The 25,795-nt window shown below is 72.0% G+C and carries 28 protein-coding genes; 10 read left to right on the top strand and 18 right to left on the bottom strand.

Annotated elements, in window-relative coordinates; translation table 11 throughout:
- The first annotated feature begins 52 nt into the window (after nucleotides 1-52).
- Complete coding sequence (locus P9K36_RS07790; RefSeq protein ID WP_236952889.1) at nucleotides 53-337, top strand: hypothetical protein; 285 nt, start codon at nucleotides 53-55, stop codon at nucleotides 335-337.
- Nucleotides 338-361: 24 nt separating this feature from the next.
- Here the strand turns inward: P9K36_RS07790 and P9K36_RS07785 are convergent, their stop codons facing one another.
- From P9K36_RS07785 to P9K36_RS07775, 3 genes are all read right to left on the bottom strand, one after another.
- Nucleotides 362-538, bottom strand: a complete 177-nt coding sequence (locus P9K36_RS07785) for a hypothetical protein (protein ID WP_164706397.1) — start codon at nucleotides 536-538, stop codon at nucleotides 362-364.
- A gap of 98 nt (nucleotides 539-636) precedes the next feature.
- On the bottom strand, nucleotides 637-1,485 hold the full coding sequence (locus P9K36_RS07780; protein ID WP_043354281.1) for a methyltransferase domain-containing protein: 849 nt from the start codon (nucleotides 1,483-1,485) through the stop codon (nucleotides 637-639).
- 197 nt (nucleotides 1,486-1,682) lie between these two features.
- A complete protein-coding gene (locus P9K36_RS07775) occupies nucleotides 1,683-2,048 on the bottom strand; it encodes a hypothetical protein (protein WP_278306838.1) in 366 nt (121 codons plus the stop codon).
- Between the two features lie 64 nt (nucleotides 2,049-2,112).
- Here P9K36_RS07775 and P9K36_RS07770 point away from each other — a divergent pair, with 64 nt between their 5' ends.
- On the top strand, nucleotides 2,113-2,445 hold the full coding sequence (locus tag P9K36_RS07770) for a hypothetical protein (protein ID WP_043354278.1): 333 nt from the start codon (nucleotides 2,113-2,115) through the stop codon (nucleotides 2,443-2,445).
- On the opposite strand, the gene P9K36_RS07765 is transcribed toward P9K36_RS07770, so the two are convergent.
- From P9K36_RS07765 to P9K36_RS07725, 9 genes are all read right to left on the bottom strand, one after another.
- Entirely contained in the window at nucleotides 2,387-2,878 is a 492-nt protein-coding gene (locus P9K36_RS07765) for a hypothetical protein (RefSeq protein ID WP_244447750.1), read from the bottom strand. The genes P9K36_RS07770 and P9K36_RS07765 overlap by 59 nt on opposite strands.
- Nucleotides 2,879-3,010: 132 nt before the next feature.
- Complete coding sequence (locus P9K36_RS07760; RefSeq protein ID WP_278306837.1) at nucleotides 3,011-3,343, bottom strand: hydroxyisourate hydrolase; 333 nt, start codon at nucleotides 3,341-3,343, stop codon at nucleotides 3,011-3,013.
- On the bottom strand, nucleotides 3,340-4,761 hold the full coding sequence (locus P9K36_RS07755) for an amidase (RefSeq protein WP_278306836.1): 1,422 nt from the start codon (nucleotides 4,759-4,761) through the stop codon (nucleotides 3,340-3,342). The genes P9K36_RS07760 and P9K36_RS07755 overlap by 4 nt, the downstream gene beginning before the upstream one ends.
- Nucleotides 4,758-5,510, bottom strand: coding sequence for an aspartate/glutamate racemase family protein (locus tag P9K36_RS07750; protein ID WP_043386555.1), 753 nt, complete (start codon nucleotides 5,508-5,510; stop codon nucleotides 4,758-4,760). Before P9K36_RS07750 ends, P9K36_RS07755 begins: the two co-directional genes overlap by 4 nt.
- A gap of 6 nt (nucleotides 5,511-5,516) precedes the next feature.
- Nucleotides 5,517-6,335, bottom strand: coding sequence for an ABC transporter permease (locus P9K36_RS07745; RefSeq protein ID WP_043386552.1), 819 nt, complete (start codon nucleotides 6,333-6,335; stop codon nucleotides 5,517-5,519).
- A 7-nt stretch (nucleotides 6,336-6,342) separates the two neighbouring features.
- Complete coding sequence (locus P9K36_RS07740) at nucleotides 6,343-7,230, bottom strand: ABC transporter permease (RefSeq protein ID WP_205782357.1); 888 nt, start codon at nucleotides 7,228-7,230, stop codon at nucleotides 6,343-6,345.
- A gap of 14 nt (nucleotides 7,231-7,244) precedes the next feature.
- On the bottom strand, nucleotides 7,245-8,288 hold the full coding sequence (locus P9K36_RS07735) for an ABC transporter substrate-binding protein (protein ID WP_043349754.1): 1,044 nt from the start codon (nucleotides 8,286-8,288) through the stop codon (nucleotides 7,245-7,247).
- A 37-nt stretch (nucleotides 8,289-8,325) separates the two neighbouring features.
- On the bottom strand, nucleotides 8,326-9,408 hold the full coding sequence (locus tag P9K36_RS07730) for an ABC transporter ATP-binding protein (RefSeq protein ID WP_043349755.1): 1,083 nt from the start codon (nucleotides 9,406-9,408) through the stop codon (nucleotides 8,326-8,328).
- The gene (locus P9K36_RS07725) at nucleotides 9,405-10,154 is read right to left on the bottom strand and encodes an aspartate/glutamate racemase family protein (RefSeq protein ID WP_043349762.1); all 750 of its coding nucleotides are present in this window, start codon (nucleotides 10,152-10,154) and stop codon (nucleotides 9,405-9,407) included. Before P9K36_RS07725 ends, P9K36_RS07730 begins: the two co-directional genes overlap by 4 nt.
- Nucleotides 10,155-10,330: 176 nt before the next feature.
- On the opposite strand from P9K36_RS07725, the gene P9K36_RS07720 reads away from it, so the two are divergent.
- Nucleotides 10,331-11,059 carry a GntR family transcriptional regulator gene (locus P9K36_RS07720; RefSeq protein WP_043349758.1) on the top strand — a complete coding sequence of 243 codons (729 nt, stop codon included), beginning with the start codon at nucleotides 10,331-10,333 and terminating at the stop codon, nucleotides 11,057-11,059.
- Nucleotides 11,060-11,176: 117 nt separating this feature from the next.
- On the opposite strand, the gene P9K36_RS07715 is transcribed toward P9K36_RS07720, so the two are convergent.
- From P9K36_RS07715 to P9K36_RS07700, 4 genes are all read right to left on the bottom strand, one after another.
- Nucleotides 11,177-11,425, bottom strand: a complete 249-nt coding sequence (locus P9K36_RS07715) for a PilZ domain-containing protein (RefSeq protein WP_043386543.1) — start codon at nucleotides 11,423-11,425, stop codon at nucleotides 11,177-11,179.
- A 211-nt stretch (nucleotides 11,426-11,636) separates the two neighbouring features.
- A complete protein-coding gene (locus P9K36_RS07710) occupies nucleotides 11,637-13,178 on the bottom strand; it encodes a sensor domain-containing diguanylate cyclase (RefSeq protein WP_075379910.1) in 1,542 nt (513 codons plus the stop codon).
- A 95-nt stretch (nucleotides 13,179-13,273) separates the two neighbouring features.
- Complete coding sequence (locus P9K36_RS07705) at nucleotides 13,274-14,716, bottom strand: ATP-binding protein (protein WP_051044747.1); 1,443 nt, start codon at nucleotides 14,714-14,716, stop codon at nucleotides 13,274-13,276.
- Entirely contained in the window at nucleotides 14,709-15,386 is a 678-nt protein-coding gene (locus P9K36_RS07700; RefSeq protein ID WP_043349768.1) for a response regulator transcription factor, read from the bottom strand. The genes P9K36_RS07705 and P9K36_RS07700 overlap by 8 nt, the downstream gene beginning before the upstream one ends.
- Before the next feature lie 285 nt (nucleotides 15,387-15,671).
- Here P9K36_RS07700 and P9K36_RS07695 point away from each other — a divergent pair, with 285 nt between their 5' ends.
- The 5 genes from P9K36_RS07695 (at nucleotide 15,672) to P9K36_RS07675 (ending at nucleotide 22,049) form a co-directional block, all read left to right on the top strand.
- Nucleotides 15,672-15,869: a polyhydroxyalkanoate synthesis regulator DNA-binding domain-containing protein gene (locus P9K36_RS07695; RefSeq protein ID WP_043349771.1), complete on the top strand. Its 198-nt coding sequence runs from the start codon at nucleotides 15,672-15,674 to the stop codon at nucleotides 15,867-15,869.
- A 76-nt stretch (nucleotides 15,870-15,945) separates the two neighbouring features.
- On the top strand, nucleotides 15,946-17,304 hold the full coding sequence (locus tag P9K36_RS07690) for an efflux RND transporter periplasmic adaptor subunit (RefSeq protein WP_278306835.1): 1,359 nt from the start codon (nucleotides 15,946-15,948) through the stop codon (nucleotides 17,302-17,304).
- Between the two features lie 8 nt (nucleotides 17,305-17,312).
- On the top strand, nucleotides 17,313-20,477 hold the full coding sequence (locus P9K36_RS07685; protein ID WP_278306834.1) for a CusA/CzcA family heavy metal efflux RND transporter: 3,165 nt from the start codon (nucleotides 17,313-17,315) through the stop codon (nucleotides 20,475-20,477).
- A gap of 161 nt (nucleotides 20,478-20,638) precedes the next feature.
- Nucleotides 20,639-21,601: a glycosyltransferase gene (locus P9K36_RS07680; protein WP_043349781.1), complete on the top strand. Its 963-nt coding sequence runs from the start codon at nucleotides 20,639-20,641 to the stop codon at nucleotides 21,599-21,601.
- Nucleotides 21,591-22,049: a GtrA family protein gene (locus P9K36_RS07675; protein WP_278306833.1), complete on the top strand. Its 459-nt coding sequence runs from the start codon at nucleotides 21,591-21,593 to the stop codon at nucleotides 22,047-22,049. Before P9K36_RS07680 ends, P9K36_RS07675 begins: the two co-directional genes overlap by 11 nt.
- A gap of 376 nt (nucleotides 22,050-22,425) precedes the next feature.
- Here the strand turns inward: P9K36_RS07675 and P9K36_RS07670 are convergent, their stop codons facing one another.
- The gene (locus tag P9K36_RS07670; RefSeq protein ID WP_278306832.1) at nucleotides 22,426-24,039 is read right to left on the bottom strand and encodes a hypothetical protein; all 1,614 of its coding nucleotides are present in this window, start codon (nucleotides 24,037-24,039) and stop codon (nucleotides 22,426-22,428) included.
- A gap of 412 nt (nucleotides 24,040-24,451) precedes the next feature.
- Between P9K36_RS07670 and P9K36_RS07665 the strand changes: the two genes are divergently transcribed.
- The gene (locus tag P9K36_RS07665; protein WP_043349788.1) at nucleotides 24,452-24,679 is read left to right on the top strand and encodes a hypothetical protein; all 228 of its coding nucleotides are present in this window, start codon (nucleotides 24,452-24,454) and stop codon (nucleotides 24,677-24,679) included.
- Nucleotides 24,680-24,716: 37 nt separating this feature from the next.
- On the opposite strand, the gene P9K36_RS07660 is transcribed toward P9K36_RS07665, so the two are convergent.
- Nucleotides 24,717-24,980, bottom strand: coding sequence for a hypothetical protein (locus tag P9K36_RS07660; RefSeq protein ID WP_075379904.1), 264 nt, complete (start codon nucleotides 24,978-24,980; stop codon nucleotides 24,717-24,719).
- 239 nt (nucleotides 24,981-25,219) lie between these two features.
- Here P9K36_RS07660 and P9K36_RS07655 point away from each other — a divergent pair, with 239 nt between their 5' ends.
- Nucleotides 25,220-25,510 carry a hypothetical protein gene (locus P9K36_RS07655; RefSeq protein WP_043349792.1) on the top strand — a complete coding sequence of 97 codons (291 nt, stop codon included), beginning with the start codon at nucleotides 25,220-25,222 and terminating at the stop codon, nucleotides 25,508-25,510.
- The last annotated feature ends 285 nt before the right edge of the window (nucleotides 25,511-25,795 follow it).

The raw sequence follows: 25,795 nt of genomic DNA, 5'->3' as shown, positions 1-25,795 counted from the left end.
GCGCACCGTCACGCGGCGGGCGCGCCGATTTCCTGCGGGATCGGCGCCCTATATGGGCCCCATGCCCACACTCGGCCTCAAGCTCCCGCTCCGGATCTGCGTCCTCGAGAACGCCGCCTGCGTCGAGGATGCCGGCGGCCGGCGCACCGGCTACGTCTACTGGGACGAGGGCAGGCCGGGAGGAGGCGACAGTGCCTTCACCCGCGCCGAGGCCATCGAGCAGGTCCGGATCATCGCGAGCGCCTGGGCCGGCGCCCTGGTCCACAGCGGCACCCTCGACACCGGCCCGGCACCCGAGCCGGGCGCCGCCGCCGCCGAGCCATCTCCGGAAGGCTGATCGCTCCCGGTAAAGCGGGATCCGCTACAGGCCGGCGCCGCTCACGTACGAGACCGGCGCGCCCGAGCTCGTCGCGGAGGCCGCCACGGTGGCGGCGATCCAGTCGCCGTCGCCGGTCGCGGGCACTCGGCACGCCCGTGCCATGGCCCACATCTGACGGCGCCAGAGCCAGAGGCGGAGGGTGTGGATGAGGTCGTACACGGCCGGCCCCCCATGCTGTCGCTCCCGTCCATGTGGCGCGCGCGCTCGGTCCGCTCAAGCGTGCGGCGCCCTCATGGCCGCGTTCGGATGCCCCGCACCTAAGCGGCGACGTGCTTCATCACGAAGTGGAAGCCGAGTTCGGGGTTCTTGCTGAAATCGGCATCGTAGAATGCGTTCTCATTGCCGGAACCTCGGCAAAAATCCTTGAACTGAAACATGCTCTTCGGGACGAATTCGAGCCCGTGCTGACGGACAAGCTCGCGCCACCACGTCTCCGGCTTGACTGTAGGATGGTAGCTCACGCCGTTGGCGACATCGTCGTATGTCGCGGCGGAGCCCACGAAAAGACCGCCGTCGGCCAGGTGAGATTTCACATTCGCAAACAGCTGAGGAAGCAACGATTCCTCGATGTGCTCGAGGACCTCCCACATCGTGATGACGTCAAATTTGGCTTTCGTACCCGTCTTCTGATCTATCAGAGAAAATGGCTTGGTAATATCGCATGTCTTTAGATAATCTGGAATGATAGACCATTCGGCGCGCTGCGCGCGAAGGGAGTAATCGCTTCCCTCGATTCCGAATGCCGCGTTGCCTCTGATGAGGAAATCGAAGACGAGGCCGCCCCCTGCGCAGCCGAGGTCCAGGGCGGTGACCTTTCGGCCGAAATGGCTTTCGATCGCATGACAGAACCGCTGATTGCGTGTATTGTCATCCTTTGTTCCGCGCGGAACCGTGTGATCGTTGCTCTCGTAGGCGATCGGATGATCTGTCACGAGACAGAAGTTGTTTTTCGGCGCCAGCTGAACGACGGCGAGGCGCCTGACATCTTGCATCTGTGCGAGCTGCTGCGCGTGAGCCGCCATGATCTTGCTGTCGAGGGCGGCGTAGAGCTGGCGGCCCACATCAAGAATCTGCTGGGTGATGAATTGCTTGTCTTGGTCGTTCATCACAAATTCCTGACGATCGATCTCGGTGTGACGCGGCGTGGCTGAGCCCGAATTTATCCCAGATCCTGTATCAAATCTTTACGCGACGGTCTGAATCCGGGGCGCGAAGCGGCGGCGCCCCGCCCGACGGCGCGCTTCGTCCGGGACCTGCGTCCGGGACCTGCCGCCAGCCCGGTCCGGTAGGCCGACCGAACGCCTCACGCCCCCGCCCCCGGCAGCCCGGTCCAGGCCTCGCGGATGAGCGCGAGGCGCTGAGCGGCCCGCGCCGCGTCGGCCTCCGCGACCTGGTGGAGGACCGCCTCCAGCGCCTCGGATCCGCCGAGCGCCGCGGCCGCCGCGCCCTGGCGGCGCATGGCGGAGCGGTGTGCCCGCATCGCCGGCCCCGCCTTCGGCCCCGTTTCGATCCCCTCCAGGGTGGCGATCAGGGCCGCCGCGAACGGGGCGACGTCGCGCCAGGATGCCGCTGTGGTCGCCGCTGCGGTCGCCGTCGAGGTCGCCGGCTCGGGGGAGGCGGCCTGCGCCGGCGGCGGCGCGGAGAAGCTGGTGGTGAGCGGTCGCTTCATGACGAACCTCCACGGGCGCGATATCTAAGGGGGATCGGCCGGCGCGGAGCTGTACGAGGAGCGCATGGCCGAAAGGCGGAAGGCCACCGGATCCGGCGAGGACGGCCTGTCGCGCCACATCCTCCCCAATGCCGGTACGATGGTCGGTGTCTGCACCACGCTGATCGGCCTCGTGAAGATCGCCGAGGGCTGGATCGGGCCGAGCCACGTCGACGAGGCCGCCGCCCTGACGGCGGTCCTGTTCCTGGTCAGCGCGATCGCGTCCTACCTGTCGATCCGTCTGGGGGATGTCAGCGACCTCGCGATCCGCCTGGAGCGCTGCGCCGACATCTGTTTCGTCATCGGGCTGATCGGCCTGACGCTGATCTCGGTTCTGTTCGCCTACGAGACGATCTGACGGCGTGCCGCAGGGAACCGTCGGGCAGGGCATCGGGGTCGGTCAGCGCCGCCGCGAGGAGCGCGAATAGACCGAGATGCAGGGCGAGCGCCGCCGAGCCGGCATCGTGCAGGGACCACAGGCCGGCCGCACCGACCGCCATGAGCGGCGGCCCGGCCACGTAGACGAGGCTCCGCCACGCGGCCGCGGGGCGTCCGAGGCGCCAGAGGCAGCCGGCCAGCGCCGCCAGGGCAAACCCGCCCTTGATCAGGGCCATGAAGCGGATCACCCGCACGAGATCGGGGTCGATGGCGGCCGCAGGGGAGCGTCCGGCCGCGACCCAGGCCAGCGGAAGTGCGAGGACCGTCAGCGCGGCCAGCATCAGGCGCGCCGGAGGGGCGCCGCGCGTCGCGCGCCCGGCCGCGGCCGGGATCGTCATCGCCTGAACCCGCATCGGCTTCCTCCTGCGCCCCGCTCCGATCGGAATCGAGTCTAGGCGCTCCGGGGGCCTCGGTCACCTCAAAGGGAGAGGGAGCCGGCAGGGCCGCGCCGCCGCAGGCGCGTGCCGGGACGACGCACCCCCGGCTCAGCAGCCGCGGAACAGGGCGACGCCGAAGGCGGTGAATTTCAGCGGCAGGTGGCAGTGGCCGTCGGGGTCGTTGATCCGGAAGCGGATCGCGGCCTCCTCCAGGAACCCCTCCCCCGCCGCCCCGACGAAGTCCCCGATCGCGAACACGACCTCGTAGAGGCCGGCGGCGAGCCGCGTCCGCACGATCGGATGATCGAGCGTCCCGTCCGCGCCGAGCCGCCCCTCGGCGAGCACCCGCCGCCGGGACCCGGCCCGCAGGACGCGCACGCGCATCCCCGCGGCCGGCCGGCCCGTGGCGGCGTCGACGGCGTGGAGCGACAGGCCGGTCACGGGGCGCCGCCCTCCCAGAGCATCCGCCAGGGATGGGCGGCCTCGTAGGCCGCCGCCATCGCCACCAGAGCCTCGTCGCGGCCCCAGGGCGCCACGAGCTGGAACCCGATCGGCAGCCCGGCACGGGAGGGGCGGCAGGGGATCGAGATCCCGGGACAGCCGGCGGCGTTGACGAAGCCCGTGAAGGTCGCCGAGCCGCGGGGCCCCACCGGCACCCCGGCGATGCGCTCCGGATGGGTGTCCTCCGCCCGCCAGGGCAGCGCTGCCGCCGTGGGCGTCATCAGCAGATCATGCGCGGCGAACAGGGCGGCGAGATCCTGGCGCAGCGCCAGCGCCATCCGCTGCACGTCGAACAGGTCGGCCGCCGAGAGGGCCGCCCCGGCCTCCGCCAGGGCGCGGATGTCGGGGCCGAGGTCGTCGCGCCGGCCCGGATGCGCCCGCATCAGCCAGGCGATTCCGGCCTGGCCGAGGATTGGCCACGCCTCCGTGATGGCGGTCGCCGCGTCGAAGCGGCCGGTCTCGACCCGGTGGCCGAGGCCGGCGAGGCGCCCGGCCGCCTCGGCGACGCTGTCGGCGATCTCGGGATCGACCGGGGCGGTGCCAAAGGCCGGGACATGGAGGATCCGCAGCGGGCGCTCCGGCATTGCGGCGGTCCCGAACGAGCCGAAGCCGTTCGGCGCGACCGCGTTCGGATCGGCCGCCCCGAGGATCCGCATCAGCGCCGCGAGGTCGTCGACCGTGCGCGCCATCGGCCCGACCACCTCGAGGTCGAGCATGATCGGCGGCAGCCCGCCGGTTCGCGGCACCCGTCCGGCGGTGGGTTTCAGGCCGACGAGGCCGGTATGGGAGGCGGGGCGGCGGATCGAGCCGCCCGCATCGGTCCCGAGGGCCAGGGGGCCGATCCCGGCGGCCACCGCCGCGACGGCGCCGCCGCTGGAGCCCCCCGGGGTCAGCGCCGGATCCCAGGGGTTGCGGGTGACGCCGGAGACCGGGTTCCCGGTATAGCCCTGGACGGTCAGTTCCGGGACGTTGGTCTTGCCCAGGATCACCGCTCCGGCCGCGCGCAGGCGGGCCACCGGCGTCTCGTCCCGGTCCGCCCCCTGCCCCGCGTAGAGCCGGCTGCCCCAGCCGGTGGCGAACCCGGCGACGTTCAGGCTGTCCTTGATGGTCACCGGCACGCCGTCGAGGGGGCCGAGCGGCCGGCCCGCCGCCCAGCGGGCCGCGCTCGCCGCGGCGGCGCGCGCCGCACCTTCGAAATCGACGGCGACCAGGGCGTTGAGCCCCGGGTTCACGGCCTCGGCCCGGTCCAGGCAGGCGCGGGCGGCCGCGACCGGGCTCGCCGTCCCGGCGGCGTAGCGTCGGCCCAGGGCGGTGGCCGAGAGGGTCCAGAGCGGGCCCGTCGCATCGGTCTGCATCATGGCTCTCCCTCGCGATGCGCGATCCAGCGGGCGAGCGGCCCGCTCAGGCCCGTGGCCGGTTTCGCGGGCGGCCGGGCGAAGCGTCCGGCCCGGGGCGGCCGCGTCCCGAGCCGCACCAGCGCCTGCGCCTGGCCGAGGGCGGCCGCCAGCGGGTCGACCAGGGGCACCGGCACCGCGTCCCGCAGGGTCGTGGCGAGGCCGGCGAGGGGCGCCCCGGCCAGGATCACCGCGTCGGCCCCCTCTTCGACCGCCCGCTCGGCCAGGGCCAGGATCTCGGGCCGCAAGTCGTCCTGGACCTCGGTCACCGCCTGGAACGGCCGGCGCACCGCGTAGAGGCCGGCGCAGCGGGCCGACAGGCCGGCCAGGGCCACCGCATCCTCGTACCAGGGCAGCAGCGCGGGGGCGAAGGTGACGATCGCGAAGCGCGCTCCGACCTGGCAGGCGGTCAGCATCGCCGCCTCGGCCATCCCGACCACCGGCAGGTCGAACAGCTCCCGCGCCGCGATCAGCCCGGGGTCGCCGTAGGCCGCGATCACCGCGGCATCGTGGCCGGCCTGGTGCGCGGCGAGCGTCTCCAGCACCGCCGCGCCGGCGAGCTGCGCCTCGGCCCGGCTGGCGATGTAGGGCAGGCCCGTCGTGGCGGTGAGCGCGGTGATCCGCGCATCGGGGGCCAGCGCCGCCTGGGCCGCCCGCGCCATGCGTTCGGTCATCGCCGCGGAGGTGTTCGGGTTGAGGAGCAGGATCCGCATGGCGGGTCAGCCCGCCATCCGGCGGGACAGGCCGGCGGCCCGCTCCATCACCACCGCCAGCACCACCGTCACCAGGATCAGCAGGCTGGAGGCCGCCGCCACCGTGACGTCGAGGCGCCCCTCCAGATCCTGCCACATCCGGATCGGCAGCATGTCGGTGGCGGCGTCGCGCAGGAACAGCGAGACCGGGACGTTGTCGAAGCTCGCCATGAAGGCGATGAAGCCCCCGGCCAGGATCCCGGGCCGGATCAACGGCAGGGTCACCCGGCGGAACGTGTAGAGGCGCGAGGCGCCGAGCGAGGTCGAGCTCTCCAGCAGCACCGGGTCCATCTGCGACAGGGCCGCGACCGTGGTGCGGACCACGAAGGGCACGCAGACCACGGTGTGGCCGAGGATCAGGGTCAGCGGCGAGACCGGGATCCCGGCGAGGCTGAACAGCATCAGGGCGGCGAGCCCGAAGGCCAGGGCCGGCAGGACCAGCGGCGACAGGAACAGGCTGTCGAGGAGCCGCGCGGAAAGCCGCCGCGACCGGGCGATGGCGAGCGCCGCCGCGGTGCCCAGCACCACCGACAGGAGGGTCGCCCAGCCCGCCACCACCAGGCTGTTCCAGGCGGCGGCCTGGAGCTGCTCGGCCTCCGCGAGCGCCGCGTACCAGCGCAGGGAATAGCCCGGCGGCGGGAAGCGCAGGGAGAAGCCGTTGGTGAACGAGACCACCACGACGATCACGGTCGGCGCCGCCAGCAGGACGAGGCAGAGGCCGGCGAGCAGCAGCACGGTGCCGTGGAAGCTGAACCAGTCGAAGTCGCGCCGCAGGGACGTCCGCATGGTGACCTCAGGCTTGCGCGTAGCCGCGCGACAGGCGGCCCACGAGGTTGAGGAGCGTCACGCAGGCCAGCACCGCCACGAGGAAGACGATCGCGATCGCCGCCGCGAAAGGCCAGTTGTTGAGCGAGGAGGCCTGCTGGTACAGGTACATGGGCATGAACAGCATCTGCCCGCCGCCGATCAGCGACTGGGTGATGAAGGCGGTGATCGCCGCCGCGAAGGTCAGCAGGCAGCCCGCCACGATGCCGGGCAGGCAGAGCGGCAGGGTCACCCGGAGGAAGGTGCGCCACGCCCCCGCCCCCAGAGCCGCCGAGGCGTCGGCGAGGTTCGGGTCGATCCGCGACAGGGCGGTGACCAGCGGCAGGACCATCAGGGGCATCTGCACCTGCGCCAGCGCCAGGACGAGGCCGCCCTCGGTGTAGAGCAGCTTCAGGGGCGTGTCGCTTAGGCCGAGGCCGATCAGGGCGGCGTTGACGATGCCCTGGCGCCCGAGGATCACGATCCACGCGAAGGTCCGCACCACCACGCTCGTGAGCAGCGGCAGCAGCACGATCAGGGTCAGCAGGCCGCGCAGCCGGCCGGGCGCCCAGGTCAGGAGCAGCGCCAGCGGCAGGCCGAGCAGCAGGGTGAGCGCGGTGACCTCGACGCCGAGCCACAGGGTCGCGCCGAGCACCCGCAGGGAGAACGGGTCGAGCAGGAACCGGGCGTACTGGTCGAGGCCGAACCGGGTCATGCCCGGATCGGCGTAGAAGCTCACCAGCAGCAGCAGCGCCAGCGGCGCCAGGAAGAAGACCAGGAAGAACGCACCGAGGGGCAGAGCGAGGCGGATGTCGTAGGCCGCCGTCCAGGCGCGGACCGGGCGGCCTGGCGCCGCGACCGGGCCCGCCGTCGCCATGGCCGGGCCGGCGGTCACACCCGGATCTCGCGGTTGAAGCGCTCGATCCAGGCCGACCGGCTGCGGTTGATCGCGGCCCAGTCCTGGAAGACCGACTTGCGCTTCAGTTCGTCCGCGTCCTTGGCCAGCACCTTCGCGATCGCGCCCTCGATCGCGACCTTCCGGTTGGTCGGCACGATCAGGTAGGGGCTCTGCATCAGCTTGGCCTGCACCTCCGGCGAGAGGGCGGCCTCGATCAGCTTGAAGGCCAGCTCCTTCACCGGCGTGTTCTTGACGATGTGGATCGTCGTCTTGAAGGCGATGATGCCCTCCTTCGGAATCGCGAACTCCACCGGCACGCCCCGGGCCTTCAGGATCTGGATCGCGTTGAAATTGCCCGGCCCGATGTCGACCTGCTCCTGCTGGTAGAGGGCCGCCAGGGCGCCCGGGTTGGCCGCCACGGCGGCGAGGTTCGGCTTGAGCGCCTCCAGCGCCTTGAAGCCCGGCTCGACATCGGTCTCCGAGCCGCCGTGCATCCGGGCGATCTCCACGAGGAAGCCGGTGCCGAGCGTCGAGTTCAGGTTGGTGATGCCGACCCGGCCCTTGTACTCGGGCTTCCACAGGTCGGCCCAGGAGGTCGGCGGCGTCTTCACCTTCTCGGGATTGTAGGTCAGGCCGACGATCTGGAAGAACGGCGCCGGGCCCATCGGCTCCTGCGCGTCGGCGATCAGGTCGCCGTAATGGGCCGACTGGGCCACCGGATAGGGCTCGACGAGGTCCTGGGCGATGGCCGTGAGGGCGGGGCCCGGATCGTGCAGCATCACGTCGATCGGCGGGTTGGCGCGGGCGGCCTGGACCTTGGCGATCTGGTCGACCGAGAGCATCGGATCGAGGATGACGTCGCCCCCCGAGCTCTTGCGGAAGGCCGGCACCAGCACGGCCCGGTGCGCCTCCTCCCAGCTGCCCGTGAAGGTCGCGAAGACGAGCTTGCGCGCCTGAGCGCGGGACAGGCCCGGGAAGGCCTGCGCGGCGCCGAGGGTCAGGGCGCCGGCGAGGAGGCTGCGGCGGTGCAGGGTCATGGTCGGCTCTCCTGGCTCGGACTCGGGCGGCTCGGCTTCAGTGGCGGGAATCGGGGAAGACGCTGACCCGCTCGGGCGCGGTCGGCGACAGGCGCACGCGGGTGCCGGGCGGCCGGGGCCGGGCGCCCGCGGCCCGGGCCTCGGCGGTCTTCAGGCGGGCGCCGCCGTCGAGGCGGATCTCGTGGACCAGGGTGGCGCCGAGCGGCAGGCCGATCTCGACCACGCCGTCGAGCCCCTCCCCTCCGGTCGCGAAGGCGACGTGCTCGGGCCGCAGGCAGGCGGCCACCCGCGTCCCGTCCGGCAGGGCCGTGACGGTGGGGAGAAGGCCGCCGGTCTCCAGAGCCACCACGCGGGTGCCCCCCGGGCCGGTCGCGAGCCGGCCGTGCAGGACGTTGGCCGTGCCCACGAAGGTGTTGACGAACAGCGTCTCGGGGCGGTCGTAGACGTCGGTGGGCGGTGCGAACTGCTCCAGGCGGCCGGCATTGAGCACGGCGACCCGGTCGGCCATCGACAGGGCCTCCTCCTGGTCGTGCGTGACGATCAGCGTGGTGGTGCCGGCGCTGCGCTGGATGCGCTTGATCTCGATCTGCATGTCGAGGCGCAGGTTCTTGTCGAGGGCCGCGAAGGGCTCGTCGAGGAGCAGGATCGAGGGGCGCACGGCGAGCGCCCGGGCCAGCGCCACCCGCTGCTGCTGGCCGCCCGACATCTCCCGCGGGTAGCGCCCGGCGAGGTGCTCCAGCCGCACCAGCGCCAGCATCTCGGCCACCCGTGCCTTCTGCTCGGCCCGCCCGACCCCCCGGGCCGCGAGGCCGTAGGCGACGTTGTCGGCGACGCTCATGTGGGGAAACAGGGCGTAGTTCTGGAACACGATGCCGACGGTGCGGCGGTTCGGCGGCAGGTGGTCGACCGCCTGGCCGCCGATGATGACGCGCCCCTCCGTCGGCTTCAGGAAGCCCGCCACCGCCCGCAGCAGGGTGGTCTTGCCGCAGCCCGAGGGCCCGAGCAGCGCCACGAGCTCGCCGCCCTTGATGTCGAGGGTCACGGTGTCGACGGCGAGCGCCGTCCCGTAGCGCTGGGTGATCCCGTCGAGGATCAGGGTGGTTCCGGCTCCGGCGCTCACGGACGGCCCTCCCCGTCCGCCGCGAAGGCGCGGCCATGGGCGGCGAGATGCGCGGTCGGGCAGCCGGCGAGGTCCAGGCCCTTCCACAGGGTGACGGCCACCGAATCGATCACCGGCACGCCGAGTTCGGCCTCCAGATCCGGAGCCAGGACGGCGCCCGCGAGATTTGTGCAGACGATCGCCACCGCGTCGACGCCCTCGGCCGCCACCGCCCGGACCATGCCGGCGATGGCCTCGGGACCGGCCTCGGCGAAGGCGAAATTCTCCGACAGGCCGAGATGGCGCTCGGCGCCGCAGTCGAATCCGGCCGCACCCCAGTTGGCCTGGATCCGGCGCTGGACGTCGCCGGTATAGGGCGTGACGAGGCCGATCCGCCGGAAGCCCCGGGCGCGGAACAGGTCGCGGAAGGCGAGCGCGGCGGTGGAGGCCGGGCGTCCGGTCCGGTCGGTGATCGCCGCGCCGAGGCGCTCGTCCGCGTCGAAGCCGAGCCACGCGCCGGAGGTGCCGTTCCACAGGATCGCGGCGACCCGGGCGTCGGCGAGCAGGTCGGCCGCGCTCAGGATCGGCTCGGGGTCGAACTGGTCCAGCGCCGCCGCCGACAGGCCGATCTCCGTCACGCGGAAGCGGGCGAAGTGGGCGCTCACACCCGCGCAGCCGGCCAGCAGATGGGCGGTGGCCGGCTCGAGGACGCTGTTCGACGAGGGCGTCAGCATGCCCAGGCGCGTCGTGCGGTTCGGTCGTTCCATCGCATCCTTCCCCGACACGCGGAGCATCCGACAGGCCGGGACGAGCGACAAGGTATTTTCTGCATGCTGCATGCAATTTGCGCAAATGCATGATATGGCAGCGCAAGTGGCCGAAAAATGGATCATCGATCGGGCGGCCGCACGCGCTAGGCTGGCGCGGTGGAGCGGGAGGATCGATGGACGTCGTCGCACGAGGCCGGGGCCGGCCCCGCAAGGCCCTGATCGTCCCCGCCGCGCAGGTGCACAGGATCGGCCTGCACGAGCAGGCGGCGGCCCGGCTCAAGGACATGATCGTCCGCGGCGTGCTGCCGGCGGGCGCGACCCTCGTGGAGACGGACCTCTCCGTCGCGCTCGGGGTTTCCCGGACCCCGCTGCGGGAAGCCCTCAAGCTCCTGGCCGCGGAGGGGCTGGTCGACCTGCACCCGAATCGCAGCGCGCGCGTCCCGGACTGGACGCCGGAAGAGATCCTCGAACTGTTCGAGGCCTTGGCCGGCATCGAGCGGCTCACCGCGGAACTCGCCGCGCCGCGGATCTCCGAGGCCCTGATGGACGACCTGCGCGGCAAGCAGGCTCAGCTCGACCGCATGCACCGGGACCAGGCGCTCGATGCCTATTTCGCCCTCAACCAGGAGATCCACCGGACGATCGTCACGGCCGCCCACAACCGTCCGCTGGCGGAGGCCCACGCGCCGCTCCAGGCCCGGGCTCAGTGGGCGCGCCTGCGCGCGCTCTCCAGCGGCAGCCGCTGGGCGGAATCCGCCCGGGAGCACCGGGATCTGTTCGAGGCCCTCGCCGGGCGGGACGCCGCCGAGGCCGGGGCCATCGCCCATCGCCACGTGCTGCGGACCGGCGTGGTGATCGCCGAGACGCTCCACGCCCGGCGCGCGGCCCCCGCCGCCCGGTAAGGAAACGTTAACCCTGTCGGCGCATCGGTGGGCCACCAGCCGGACGCAGGCCTTCCACGCCCCTCCGATCCGCCCCTCAACACGGGTGGGCGTGGGAACCTCGTCCGGCGCGGGCCGTCATGCGTCGTCGAACGCGATCCCGAGTTCGGTTTCCTGACGCCAGGTGACGCGAACCGGCCGACGCTGACCGTTGATCCCGTAGGACAGCACGAAGGCGTCGGGAACGCCGATCACGCTGACGACGCGCAGGCGGGCGCCGCCGTCCGAGATGTTGCGGATCGTGCAGTCGATCGCACCGCCACCGGCGAGTTCGATGTGCCCCTCGAGAAGCGTCCGTCTGCGGGGCGCCACACGTCTGTCGTCCATCCTCGTTACCCTTGGCTTGCGGGGCCGGATTCCACGCGAAATCCACACGAGCATCGCTGATCCGACGCACGGGTCCCGCTGCCTACCCGTCCATCGGCGCGCGATGACGACGGGCGGCACGGGCCGGTCCGTCAGCCATCGGCGCGAGAAGATCACGGTTTTCGTGTCGATTCCGTCAAGAAATCGGAAGACCGATCGCAGCCGGGCCCCGTCAGGACGTCTTCACCAGCTGCAGCGCGCCCCTTTGGAGCGGCGCGGGTGACGGCGCCGCGCTGCGCGTCTGATTGCGGCCGCCGGTCTTGGCCTCGTAGAGGGCGCCGTCCGCCAAGCGGTACAGGTCCGGCAGGGGCGCGCTCCGGTCGCCGCTCGGCCGCGCGGCGGCGAGCCCGATGCTCACCGTCACGACGCCTGCCCCGAGCCCGGCCGACGGGACGGGGAGCTTCGCCACCTCGGCATGGATCGTGTCGGCGACGCGCCGGGCGCCCGCCTCGTCGGTTTCGGGCAGGAGCACGGCGAACTCCTCGCCGCCGATGCGGCTGGCGAGATCCTGCGGGCGGTGCACGCTCGCCGACAGACTGCGCGCCAGGCCCTGCAGGACCGCATCGCCCACCGGGTGCCCGTATTGGTCGTTGAAGCGCTTGAAATGGTCCGCATCCACGATGAGCAGCGACAGGGGATGGCCGTCGCGCCGGGCCGCGTCCAGAGCCCGCTGGTACATGTCCTCGAAGCAGCGGCGGTTCGGCAGGCCGGTCAGGGCGTCGGTGCGCGACAAAGCGGCCATCTCGGCCCGCATCGCCTCGCGGCGGCGCAGCTCCCGCCCGAACAGGAGCGACAGCGCGATCGTGAGGCCGCACAGCGCCAGCACGATGCCGCCGATGATCGTCGCCTTCGCGGCCCAGTCCGCCTCCACGTCCTTCGTGGACAGGGCGACGTTCAGGATCAGCGGCAGGGTCCCGATCCGCGTGAATTTGTAGCTCCGCTCGACGCCGTCGCGCACGGAGGTGCTGACGAAACTGCCCCGCCCCTCCCGCAGGAACCGCCTGAAGGTCGGCGCCTGCGCGATGTTCGCCCCGAGATCGGCCTCCACGTAGGGATAGCGCATGATGCGGGTGCCGTCGGTCAGGTACAGGTTGATGGCCCCGCCCGGCCCGAGGTCGATCTCGCTGAACAGGTGCGTGAAGTAGGACAGCTTCACGGTGCCCAGAACCACGCCGCCGAAGCTGCCGTCGGGCCTGTCGATGCGGCGGCTGAACGGCAGCATCCGCTCGCCGTCGAGCCGCGACACGATCGGGCGCCCGACATGGAGGCCGAGCCCGGCGCTCGCCTGGTGAACCTGGAAGTACTCGCGATCCGCGTAGTTGCCCTTGCGGGGCGGGACGGCCGCGATGTCCGCGACGACATCGCCCTCCTCGTTCAGGATCAGCATCACGCCCATGTCGCGGGCGGTCGCGGCGCGGTCGAACAGGATGAGCTGGCGCAGCCGCGGATCGGCCTCGGTCAGGCCCGGCACCTTCAGGTTGTCGACGGCCGCGCGGATCGAGAGATCGTACATCTCGATGTTGCGCACGATGTCGCGCTCGAGAACCTGGAGGAGGTTCCGGCTGGTCTGGTCCGCGCTGTCCCAGGCGTCCCGGCGCAGATCGGCCAGCATCAGGCCGGACGTCACCACCATGCCCAACGGGGCCAGGACGCCGAGCGCGATCCAGGTGCGGGCCGATCTGAGCCAGGAACCGGCGCGCCGCAACACGTTCATCGGCCCCACACAGGCGTCGTTTCGTTGCCGGGTACTGACATGGCGCGCCTTAACCGCGGCTTTCGCACCCGAGCGGCCGAGCCATCACGGGCGAATTATGGGGATGACGGTCCACTTGTGATGGACGGCGCTGACCGGGCCGTCCGTGGGCCGGCCTCCGCCTCGGCGTGCGGGAAGCGCAGCTCGACATGGCAGCCGCCGCCCGCCGCGTCGCGGATCGCCACGGGGGCGCCGTGCAGGTCGGCGATCGCCGCCACGAGGCTCAGGCCCAGGCCGTGGCCGGGCGTCTGGCGCGCCGCCTCCGCGCGATAGAAGCGGTGGAACACCTGGCTGCGTTCCCCCGGTGGCAGCCCCGGGCCGGTATCGGCGACGGTCACGACGATCGCGGCCTCGGTCCGCTGCAATCCCACCGCGACGCGGCCGCCGGGCGGCGTGAATTTCAGGGCGTTGTCGAGGAGATTCGAGAGGGCCTCGAAGCACAGGTCGCGGTCGCCGTGGACGGGGTGCGGCCCGTCCGGCGCCGCGAGCGCGAGGTCGATGTCCTTCTCCTCGGCGAGCGGCGCGTGGAACTCGACCGCCACGGCCGCCACCTCGCCGAGATCGACCCGCGTGAACGCGCCGCGCCGCCGCCCGTCCTCCATCTCGCCGATCCGCAGGACGGCGGTGACCATGGCGAGCGTCTGGTCGATCCACACGAGCCCCTGGTCGATCGCCTCGTGGAACTCCGCGACGGTCCGGGCCTGGGACCGGGTGCGCTCGAGCCGGGCGCGCAGGCGGGTGAGCGGCGTGCGCAGGTCGTGGGCGACGGCGTCGCCGACGCTGCGGACCTCGCCCATGAGGTGCTCGATCTCGTCGAGCATCCGGTTCACGGTCCGGGTCAGCCGGTCGAACTCGTCGTCGCCCGGGCCGACCGGCAGGCGCTTGCCCAGGTCGCCGCGCATCACCTCGGCCACGGCGGCCTCGGTGGCGGCCAGGCGGCGGCGCGCGCGGCTCGTGAGCAGCAGGCCGCCCAGGGCCGAGAGTGCCAGCGTCGGCACCAGCCCGAGGCCGAGGGCGCGCAGGATCGTGGCCTTCACGCGGTCGATCTCGTCGGTGTCGTGGGCGATCACCACGGTGCTGCCGTCGGCGAGCGCCAGCGCGGCCGCCCAGATCTCGTCCTGGAGGCTGCGACCGGCGAGATCGACCGTCGCGCTCACCCGATACGCGTCGCCGTCGCGCGCCAGACGGGCCGGCAACGCCCCGAGATTGCCGGCCCGGCGTGTCCCGTCCGGCGCGAACAGGCCGCCGTAATGCGTGGCGTGGACATCCATCGCGATCCACGTATCGACCCGGGTCGCCGCGACGCCAGGGTCGGCCGCGGCCGCCCGGACCTCCAGCCGGAGCGTTTCGGCGAGTTCCTCCCGCAGGTAGTCGGCCGTCTGCCAGTAGACGAAGGCGAACATCGCCAGGGCGAGCAGGAGTGACCACAGGGCGATGCCGAGCGCCCAGCGGATCGCGGTGGAGCGGAACAGATCCGCCGAGCGGAGCCGATCAACCATCGGGCGTCAGCGTGAAGCCGGTGCCGCGCACGCTGTGGATCAGGGGCGGCTCCCCGCCCGCCTCCAGCTTCCGGCGCAGGCGCCCGACATGGACGTCGATCAGGTTGGACTTGGGCGTGAACCGGTAGTTCCAGACCTCCTCGAACAGCATCGCCCGGGTCACGATCTGGCCGGGGCGGCGCATGAGATACTCCAGGAGCTTGAGTTCGCGCGGCAGCAACTCCAGGTCGCGGGCGCCGCGCCGGCCCGTGCCGGCGATCAGGTCGATCGCGAGGTTGCCCACGTGCAGGACGGTCTCGCGGCTGTCGACCGGCCGCCGCAGCAGCGCCTCGATGCGTGCGGCGAGTTCGGCCAGCGCGAAGGGCTTGGCGAGGTAGTCGTCCCCGCCGGCGCGCAGGCCCCGGATCCGCTCGTCGACGTCGCCCAGGGCGCTCAGGACCAGCGCCGGCGTCCGATCCCCGTCGCGGCGCAGATCTTGGAGGACGCTCAGGCCGTCCCGGCCGGGGAGCATCCGGTCGAGGATGATCGCGCCCCAGCCGCCATCCCGGGCCGCCCGGGCTCCGTCCGGACCGGTCGCGGTCCAGACGACCTCGTGGCCGCGCCCGCGCAGGTCGTCGAGCACGTCCCCGGCCGTCTCCGCATCATCCTCGATCAGCAGCAGCTTCGCCACGCGCGGCCCCCGCCCCAGTTCCACGCCCCGGCGCAGGCGCGGCTGTTTCCCGGTCCCGGACCCTTGTGCCGGACTTCGCGGCGCAAATCGCCCCGCGACCGTCCGCATGAACCCGAATTTAATGGCACCGCATCGCGTTGGCCCTCTTTATTGGAATGACTCTAGCCCGTACCCGCGTGCCCCTCGGCCGCCGGACGGTGCGCTTCCGGATTCCCTCGATGCGGACTTGGTCTCGCCTTCCCTGCCCGTCCCGCCGCTTCGCGCCCGATCCGTGGACGTCGGTGCATGCCTAGGAAGCGGCGCCCGCGGCGCCTGATCAACCGCTACGCGGCGAGCCGCCTGTACGATGTCGAGACCCGGGCCTACGTCACCCTCGATCACCTCAAGGATCTGCGCAGCGCGGGCTACGAGGTCGTGGTCCGTGAGGTCGAGACCGGGCGCTTCGTGACCGAGGACGTGCTCAAGCCGGGTCTCGACGCGTGAGGCGGCCGGTCGAGTCGGCTGCGGCGCTCGGCGCCGGGCGATGGGGAGGCCTGCGGTGGATCGGATGGCGCTGACCATGGACGCCTCCGACGCCGCGCGGGAGGCCGAGACCGACGCGCAGGCGCCGCATCCGGATGTGGGGCCGACCGCGGCGGCCGCTCCGGAGGTCCGGCCCGGGAAGGCCCGGCGCGGCGGCGCACGCCTGGCCTGGCTCGTCCTGATCCTCGCCGCGCTCCTGGGCGCCGGCTGGATCTCGCGCGACGCGCTGCGCGACCGGCTCGGCTTTGGGCCTGCCCAAACCGGGGACGACGCCTCGATGACGGCCTCGTCCGCCGCGAAGACGGAGGACGCGCCGGCACAATCGGACTTCGTCACCCTCGACGCGGCCGGCCAGAAGCGGTCCGGCCTCGCCTTCGGGACGGCCGAGACGCGCCGGATCGTCCTGCCGGTGCGCGCCCCCGGCACCGTCGCCTTCGACGAGCGGCGCGTGACGCATCTGAAGCCGCGCACGCAGGGGCGGGTCCTGAGCCTCGCGGTCCAGCCCGGCGACCGTGTCGCGGCCGGCCAGACCCTGGCGACCCTCGACGCCGCCGGGATCCTGGACGCGCGCAACGGCCTCCAGGCCGCCCAGGCGACCCTGGGCGAGGCGCAGGCCTCCGAGCGGGCCGCGGAGATACAGCTCAAGCGCGGCCAGGAGCAGCTCAAGTTCGGCGGCGTCGCCCAGGCCGAGGTCGAGCGGCGGCAGGTCGATCTCGCCAAGGCGCGCGCGGCGGTCCAGTCCGCCCAGGCCAATGCCGACATGTACCGGGCGCAGTATCAGCGCCTCGCCCCCGCGGAGGGCGCCGCGCCCGGCACCAGCGCGGTCGTCACCCCGATCGCCGGGGTCGTGACGCAGGTCGGCGTGACCCTCGGCGAGGTCGTCGACACCGCCCGCGACGCGTTCACGGTGGCCGATCCGGCCCGCGTCGTCGTGCTGGCCAATCTCTACGGTCCCGACATCACCCGGGTGAAGGCCGGGGACGCGGCCACGGTGGACAGCCCGATCCCCGGCCAGCCGCCCTTCGAGGGCCGGGTGCGCTCCGTCAACGCCGCCCTCGATCCGGCGACCAACACCGCGCCCGCGCGGCTCGAACTCGACAATCCCGAGGACCTGCTGCGCGCCAACATGTTCGTGTCGGTCACGGTGGCCGCCGATCTCGGCCGGTCGGGCGTCACCGTCCCGGCCGCCGCGATCCAGCAGACCGAGGCGGGCCCGATCGCCTTCGTGCGCGTCGCCCCCGACCGCTTCGAACGGCGCGTCCTGACCCTCGGGATCCAGCGGGCGGACTGGGTCGAGGTGACACGCGGCGTCGCGGCCGGAGAGAGCGTCGCGACGGCGGGCAGCTTCGGCCTCAAGGCGATCCTCATGCGCAGCCTGCTCGGCTCCACGGATTGAGCACCGCGATGAAGACCTGGTTCGCCCTGATGGTGCGCCGCCGGTTCCTGGTCCTGGTGGTGGCGCTCGCGGCCGCCGCGGGCGGGATCGCCAACCTCGAGGGCCTCTCCATCGACGCGGTGCCGGACATCTCGCCCCGGCAGGTGATGGTCCTGACCCTGTCGCCGGGGCTCGGCCCCCTGGAGGTCGAGCGTCTCGTCACCTTCCCGGTGGAGAATGCCATGGCGGGCGCGCCGGGCCTCGCCAATGTGCGCTCCACGTCCCGGGCCGGGGTCTCGGCGGTCTACGCGACCTTCGACGAATCCGTATCGGTGACCGAGGCCCGGGCCGAGGTGTTCCAGCGCCTGCCGCAGGCCAAGAGCCTGATGCCGGCCGGCGTCGGAGACCCGCAGATGGGCCCGATGGCGACGGGCCTGGGCGAGATCTACCAGTTCGAGCTGCGCGGGCCGGCCTACACGCCGATGCAGCTCAAGCGCATCCTGCAATGGACGATCGCCCCGAAGCTCAAGCTGACGCCGGGCATCGCCGATGTGAACATCTACGGCGGCCAGATGCCGACCTACGAGGCCCGCATCTCCGCCGACGCCCTGCGCCGTTACGGGGTCACCCTCGCCCAGGTCTACACGGCGCTCGCCGACAACAATGCCGCGCGCGGCGGCGCCTATCTGGAGCACAACGATCAGCAGGAGGTGATCCGCGGCCTCGGCCTCGCCAAGGGCCCGCAGGACATCGCCGACGTCGTGGTGGCGACCGGCCCCGGCGGCGTCCCGGTCACGCTCGCGACGCTCGGAACCGTGCAGGAGGCGCCCAAGGTCCGGCTCGGCGCCGTCACCCACGACGCCGCGGGCGAGACGGTCGTGGGCATCGCCCTCATGCGCTACGGCGAGAATGCCAGCGCGGTGGTCGAGCGGGTCAAGAAGACCATCGACGACCTGCGCCCGCAACTGCCGCCCGGGGTGGCGATCGTCCCCTATTACGACCGCAGCGCCCTCGTGGATCGCACGATCCATACGGTCGCGCACAACCTCCTTGAGGGGGCGGTGCTGGTGATCGTGGTCCTGCTGCTGCTGCTGGGCAACCTGCGGGCCGGCCTGATCGTCGCCGTCGCGATCCCGCTCGCGATGCTGATGGCGTTCGCCGGCATGCGCCTGCTCGGCCTGTCGGGCAACCTGATGAGTCTCGGCGCCATCGATTTCGGTCTGATCGTCGACGGCGCCGTGGTGATGATCGAGAACGTGCTGCGCGCGCGCGGGGAGCATCCGGACCGGCCGGCCACCGAGGTGGTGCGGGACGCCACCGCCGCCGTGGCGCGGCCGGTGATCTTCGCGGTGGCGATCATCATCCTCGTCTACGTGCCGATCCTCGCGCTGCAGGGCGTGGCCGGCAAGATGTTCGTGCCGATGGCGCTGACCGTGATCCTCGCGCTCGCCGGCGCTCTGGTCGTCACCCTCACGCTGATGCCGGCCCTGGCCGCCCTCTTCCTCGCCGGTCGCGGCGTCGGCGAGCGCGAGACGCGCCTCGTCCGGGGGATGCGCGCCGCCTACAGGCCGCTGCTGCGCGGCGCCGAGCGGCACGTGGTCCTGACCGTCGGGGTAGCGCTCGCGCTCTTCGCCGGCTCCTGCGTGCTGGCCACGCGCCTCGGCGGCGAGTTCCTGCCGAAGCTGTCGGAGGGCGCGATCGTCGTCACCTCGGAGAAGCTGCCGGGCATCGCCCTCGACGCGTCGCTGGCCACGGTCGGCCGGATCGAGCGGGTCCTGAAATCCTTCCCCGAGGTGAAGCGGGTGGTCTCCCTCACCGGCAGCGCCGAGATCCCCACCGACCCGATGGGCGTCGAATCGACCGACAGCTTCATCACCCTCGCCGACCCCGCCACCTGGACCACCGCGGCGACGCAGGACGGCCTCGTGGCCGCCTTCGACACGCGGCTGAAGGAGGAGGTGCCCGGTGTCGCCTACAGCTTCTCGCAGCCGATCCAGATGCGCATGGACGACCTGCTGGAGGGCGTGCGCGGCGACGTCGCGATCAGCCTGTACGGCGACGACCTCAAGGTCCTGAAGGACACGGCCGATGCCTTCGTGCGGACGGTGTCGGGGGTCGAGGGCGCCGCGGACGTGAAGGCCGAGGCGCAGGCCGGCATGCCGGCGCTCTCGATCCAGGTCGACCGGGCCCGGGCCGCCCGTTACGGCATCACCGTGTCCGACGTGCTCGACGTCGTCGAGAGCATCGGCGGCCGCACCGCCGGCATGGTCTACGGGGACGACAACTCGATCACCGACATCGTGGTGCGCCTGGATCCCGCCGACCGCGGCGACATCGAGCGCATCCGTGCCCTGCCGGTCGGCCGCTCCGGCCAGGAGGCGGGTCGAGAGGCCGGCAGCCGGATGATGGTGCCGCTGGCGATGGTCGCCAGCGTGGAGGTCGCGACGGGACCGGCGCAGATCAGCCGGGAGCGGCTGCAGCGGCGGATCTCCGTACAGGCGAACGTCCGGGGCCGCGACGTGCAGAGCTTCGTCGCGGCCGCCCAGGCCGCCGTGGCGCAGCAGGTCACGCTGCCGCCGCGCTACGCCCTGGTCTGGAGCGGCCAGTTCCAGAACCTGCAGGAGGCGACCGGCCGGCTGACCGTGGTGGTGCCGGCGGCGCTCGCCGCGATCCTGATCCTGCTGGTGGTGATGTTCGCCGATATCCGCATCGCCGGCCTGATCTTCCTCAACGTGCCGATGGCGGCCACCGGCGGCATCCTGGCGCTGACCCTGCGCGGGATGCCGTTCTCGATCTCGGCGGCGATCGGCTTCATCGCGACCTTCGGCATCGCGGTCCTGAACGGCGTGGTGCTCACGAGCTACATCCGGGACCTCGAGGCCACCGGCCTCGGCGCCAAGGAGGCCGCGACGCGCGCCGCCGAGATGCGGCTGCGGCCGGTGATGATGACCGCCCTGGTCGCCGCGCTCGGCTTCCTGCCGATGGCGCTCTCGACGAGCGCGGGCGCGGAGGTGCAGCGGCCGCTCGCCACCGTGGTGATCGGCGGCCTGATCTCCGCGACGCTGCTCACCCTCGTGGTGCTGCCGGCGGTCTATCCGGTGGTCGCGGGCCTGCGCCTGCCCTTCGGCGGACCCGGCCGCGCGGCGCCCGCCGCCGTCCCGGAGGCGCGGAAGCGGGCGCGGGCCGAGGCGTGAGCCCGCGCGGCCGTCTCCGCCGAAGGACGTAGCCCGCCCTCCTTCGGCCGGCACCGCTACGTCGAAAGCGCGGTCCGGCTCCGGAGCGCGGCCGATTGTGGTCGATCCGGACGGCCCGCACGGTGGCGGCAGGCCTCAGGCAGAGGCCGCGGAGCCCCGCCATGTCCGTCCTTGGCCTCGTCGCCGAAACCGCGCGCCCGCCCCGCCTGGCCGTTCTGGTCCCGTGCTACAACGAGAGCCTGACGATCGCGCAGGTCGTCGGCGATTTCCGCGCGGCCCTCCCGACGGCGCAGATCTACGTCTACGACAACAACTCCACCGACGGGACCGCCGAGGTCGCCCGAGCCGCGGGCGCGATCGTCCGGATCGAGCCGCGCCAGGGCAAGGGCAACGTCGTCCGGCGGATGTTCGGCGACGTCGAGGCCGACATCTACATCCTGGTCGACGGGGATGGCACCTACGACGCCGCGGCGGCACCGTTCCTGGTCGGACGCGTGCTCAAGGACGACCTCGACTTCGTCAACGGCGCCCGCGCGGAGGTCTCGCAGCAGGCCTACCGGCCGGGCCACCGCCTCGGGAACCGCGTCCTCACCGGCCTCGTCCAGGGCGTGTTCGGGCGCGAGTTCCGGGACATGCTCTCGGGCTACAAGGTCATGTCGCGCCGCTTCGTGAAGTCGTTCCCGGCGATGTCCAGCGGCTTCGAGACCGAGACCGAACTCGTGGTCCACGCGCTGGAGCTGCGCATGCCCGCTGCCGAGGTCACGACGGCCTATCAGGAGCGGCCGGCGGGATCGGTCAGCAAGCTGCGCACCTACCGGGACGGTGCGCGCATCCTGTACCTGATCCTGCGCCTGATGAAGGACGAGCGGCCGCTCCAGTTCTTCGGCGCGCTCAGCGTGGCGCTGCTGCTCGCCGCGCTCGTGCTGGTCGCGCCCGTCATCGTCACCTTCGTCGAGACCGGCCTCGTGCCGCGCCTGCCGACGGCGGTCCTGAGCCTCGGCATCGTGATCCTCAGCGTGCTGACCTTCTTCACCGGGATCGTCCTCGACCTGACGACCCGCACCCGTCAGGAGCTGAAGCGCCTGCTCTACCTCTCGGTGGCCCGGCAGCTCGATGTCCGCTGAGGCCCGGGCATCCCGCAGCGAGGCGGAGCGCTTCGCGTGCTTCTGCCTCGTCGGCGGGATCGGATTCGTCACCGATGCCGGGCTGATGGCGCTCTGCATCCACGGCTTCGGCTGCGGGCCCTTCGCCGCCCGGGCGGTGTCCTTCGCGGTGGCGGTGCTGGTCACGTTCCTGCTCAACAGGAGCCTCAGCTTCGCCGATCTGCGGGGGCGCCCGGTCCTGAGCGCCCTGGCCGGCTACCTGCTGGTGCAGGCCTTCGGCTTCGCCTGCAACATGCTGGTTTTCGCTCTGGCGATCCTCCGGCTTCCCGAGCCGTTCTCCGCCCCCCTCGCCGCCCTGGCCCTGGCCTCCGCGGTCGCCCTCGTCCTGAACTATGCGGGCGCGCGCCTCCTCGTCTTCTCCCGGGTCGGCTCCCGGGTCGACTTGTCGTCCGCCCCCGAGCTTCGTTAGCGGGGCGGCGCGGCTGCCCAGGCCGCCTCCGATCCGCAGGCCGCGCCGCGATATCGGGACGGGTCCGGCCGTAGCGGACGGCCGTGTCCGGATCGCTCCCTGGACGGAGCCGGCCTCTCGGTCCGGCCGTGCTGGACCAATCCGCACCGTCGGCTTCGGCTGCCGGAAGGCGCTGGAGCCGGTTCAGCTTCGGGACGGGCCCGTTCGTTGCCCGGTGATATCGTCTGAAGGTCCGGGCGGCGCGATCCGCGCCTGAATGCCCGACCGCGAGGGAACCGCCCGCCGTGCATCCCCCGGAGGCGGCCGCTTCGCGTCTCCGCCGGCGCATGCCGTCCGTCCCGCCGCGGACGGGTCGGCTCGGCGCGCGCAGCGCCCGTCACACCGGCTTGCGCGCCGGCTGCGGCTCGCCCGGCCCGCCCGCACGGACCGCGAGCGCCACCATGAACAGCGCGCTGAGCCACGCCAGGCGCGCTTGGTAGCGGTCATGCGGTCCGGACAGAGCGCCGCAGGCCACCGCGTTGACGAGCAGCAGGAGGCAGATCCCGGTCCCGATCAGCATGAGGCGATCCAGACGCGCCCGGGTGTCGGCCCCGAGCCGGGGCCGCAGAGCCCAGTAGAGCGCGGTGACGGCCATCGCGGCCAAGCAGGACAGGAGGTTGACGCCGAAGGCACCCTGCAGGGTCGGGACGAGCGCGGCCTCCGGCGGGCACACGCCGGGTTGCGCGACGCACCGGTCGAGCTTGGGGATCGTCTTCAGGATCGCGGCCGTCCTGAACTCGGCATCGTCGACGAGGAGATGCGTCCCGATCACGAACTCGGTCATGTCCACGCTGACGAGCTGCCGCAGGGCGTTGCGCGTCGAGGCCGCCGCCTGCGCGATCGGATGATGCAGGATTGCCGCGCGGACGAAGCGCCCCTCCTCGGCGCCGAGCGCCGTGCGCAGGGCGGCGGGCGCGGTGCTGAAGTTGGGACCGGGGCTCCCGCTGCCCCAGAGAAAGTCATTGTGGTCGACGAAGTGCCGGCCTGCGAAGGCGCAGGCCGCGAAGGGGCGATCGGACGGCGTGCAGGTCTCGGTGAGGAGCAGACGCCCCGGCCCATCGGCGATGACGCGCGCCATCAGGTAGGGCGGCGTTCCGACCGGATGCCCGGAGACGCGTTCCGCGAGCCGGAGATAGGCCGCATTGAAGGCGAGCCCCAGGATCAGCGCGCCGCCGATCCAGAGCAGCGACGCCCTGCGGACATGTCGGTCTGCGAAGGGGACGAGCCGGCACAGCGCGATCAGGACGAGCGCGGATCCGGCCAGCAGGACGATCGTGGCATGCATCACCAGGCTGAGGGCGACAACGCCCGCATAGGCGAGGGTTTTTCCGCGGGACGCCGCTGTGTCGAAGACGAGCAGCAGGGCCGCCAGGACGAAGGTCGCCGCGAAGATGTCGGGCATCAGGAAGCCGCTGAACGCCCCGGCGGAGGTGAGCAGCGCCAAGGCCGCCAGACCGGCCAGGACCGCACCGGGCCGGGGCCGCTCCCAGACGAGATCGAGGAATGTCACGGTCAGCCAGGAGACGAGGACGGATTGGAGGACGATGATCCACCACACGCTCGCCAGGGCGGACAGGACGTAGAGCAGCAGCGCATAGACCGGGGAGCGCCCGCCCGCGATCGCGGCAAGGCCGCCCGCCGCATCCGAACTCGCGGCCGGATCGGCCATGACGGCGCCGCCGCTGCCGGCCGCCGCCGCCGAGCCGCCGAGCCGGGCGAGACCGCCGAGGATGCTCCGGCCGATGATGAAGTAGTGCTCGCTGTCGGGGAACAGGAACGGGTGGCCGTTCCAGAGGGCCGGGATCAGAAACAGGATCGTGCCCGCCGACACCAGGATCGCCAGTCGCCCGGCGCCCCGGCGTCCGGCGGGTGAGCTCTCCGCGGACGCGCGCATGCGGGCGGGGGCGGCGCCAGGGCTCAAGGGGCCGGAGCGCTCGTCGACGATGATCATCGGTCCGGTCCTCGATCCCTCTGGCGCCATCGCGGGCTGCGTCCCCACGGCACCCGGACCCTGGTCCCCGTCACGCGAGCCCAGGAGCGCGCCGCCGATCGGCAAGCGGCTTCCGAGCCGCGATCTGCCGGTCCGACGTGGCACGGGCCGTCCGGGGCGGACTATCTCTCCTTTATGGGTAGGGGGCCGGCACGGTCGTCTCGCGGGGGATAGCCGCCCGGGACCGGACGGTGACACCATCCGCAATCGGTATGGGGATACGTAATTCTGTCCGGCTGCTCGCGGGGGCCCGAGACGGCTAAGGGTTTCCCACAAGACTCTCGGGCGCCGGCGGCTTCGCCTCCGACCGCAACCGCGCTCCGGGCGTTGTGCGAGAGGCTCTACGGGATCACGCGTAGAACAGGAGCCCGGCATGTTGGACGGCGACGCCTTTGCCCACGAGATCGCGGCGCTCCTGATCGCCGACATCAAGACGTCCGGCGCACGCACGCGGGGCGAGCTCGAGGAAGCCTGCCGGGTCTCCCTCGAAAGCCTGCTCGGCGACGCCGCGGTGCCGCCCGGGATCGCCGTGCTGATGCCGATCGGGCTGGACCGGTGGCCGCGGGTGGTCGTGAAGGGGCGGCGCCTGCCGGACGTGTAGGGAGCGTGGACCGGTTCCGGCCAGCACCGTCCCGGTCCTAGCGGCCGATCACGCCCGTGCCGCCGGTCGGGCCGATCGCGTTCGGTCCGGTATTCGGGGCGGGCGTCGCGGCCTGGTTGCGCTGGATGTCCATCCGCAGCGTGTTGCTCTGGGTCGTCTGCTCCTGCCGCAGGGCGCGCAGCTGGCCGCCGGTTTCCATGGATCGGTTGGCGGCGTTGGGATTGGTCTGCTGAACCTGGGCCGATGCCGGTGTCGCGGCGATGGCGGCCAGACAGAGGCTCGTGATGATGAGGAGGCGCATGGGGAGGCTCTCGCGCTGACGGATCTTGCGGGGTCGACCCGCCGAGGGCCCGCCAAGTTCCCTCCGCCCGGCCGCGGATCGCGCTGCGCCGCCTCGGCTGCCCGGAATCCGCGTCGCGCGTGAGCGGGCGTCCCCCGGCCCTGCGGCAGGGTTAGCCGAATCTTGCGGTCCCGCGGCGTCCTTCACGGCTTGTTAAGATGTCGGGGCAAGGCTGGCGGCGCTGTCGGGAGTGGGGTCTGATGCAAGCCTTGTCGGCGGAGGATGAACAAGCGGTCGAGCGGCTCACGCTCCGACTTCTTCAGGACGCCTATTGCGACCTCGCCGCCGTGCTGCGCGGCGCGCAGCCGCAGGCGGCCGCGGCGATCCTCGGGGTCATGGAGCAGCGCGTGACCGACGTCCTCACCCGGATCTGCCGGCAGGGTTCGGAAGGGGCGGCCTCGGTCGAGATCGCCGTCGCCGTCGGCGAGCGGATCGGCGAGATCATGGATCAGGCGCATGGGCGGGATGGGCCCGGCGTGCGGGCCGCCTGATTGAAAGATTGCGGACCCTCAAAATTGTTATTACTCGATCCGATCGGCTGAGATTTAAAGTTGTGGTAGAAAAATCCTATCTATGAATGTGGTTCGAAAACACGACATGTCGCTTCGCAGGCAGATTCAGGCGAGTTTAAAACTGACATAATTGTTGGGTACTTAATTTTTGCCGGAGATATAAATCGGCCTCTAACGATTTTCGGTATGTTTATTTGACCGAAATATTTTACCTATAAAGGTACAGGCGTTCCGTCGAATGAGACCAATTATAAAGCGGTGGCA

Origin of the sequence: Methylobacterium sp. 391_Methyba4 (assembly GCF_029691625.1) — a bacterium.
Taxonomy (GTDB): Bacteria; Pseudomonadota; Alphaproteobacteria; order Rhizobiales; family Beijerinckiaceae; genus Methylobacterium; species Methylobacterium fujisawaense.
The sequence above is the reverse complement of the archived record's forward strand: the minus strand, read 5'-3'. Positions and strand labels throughout refer to the sequence as shown.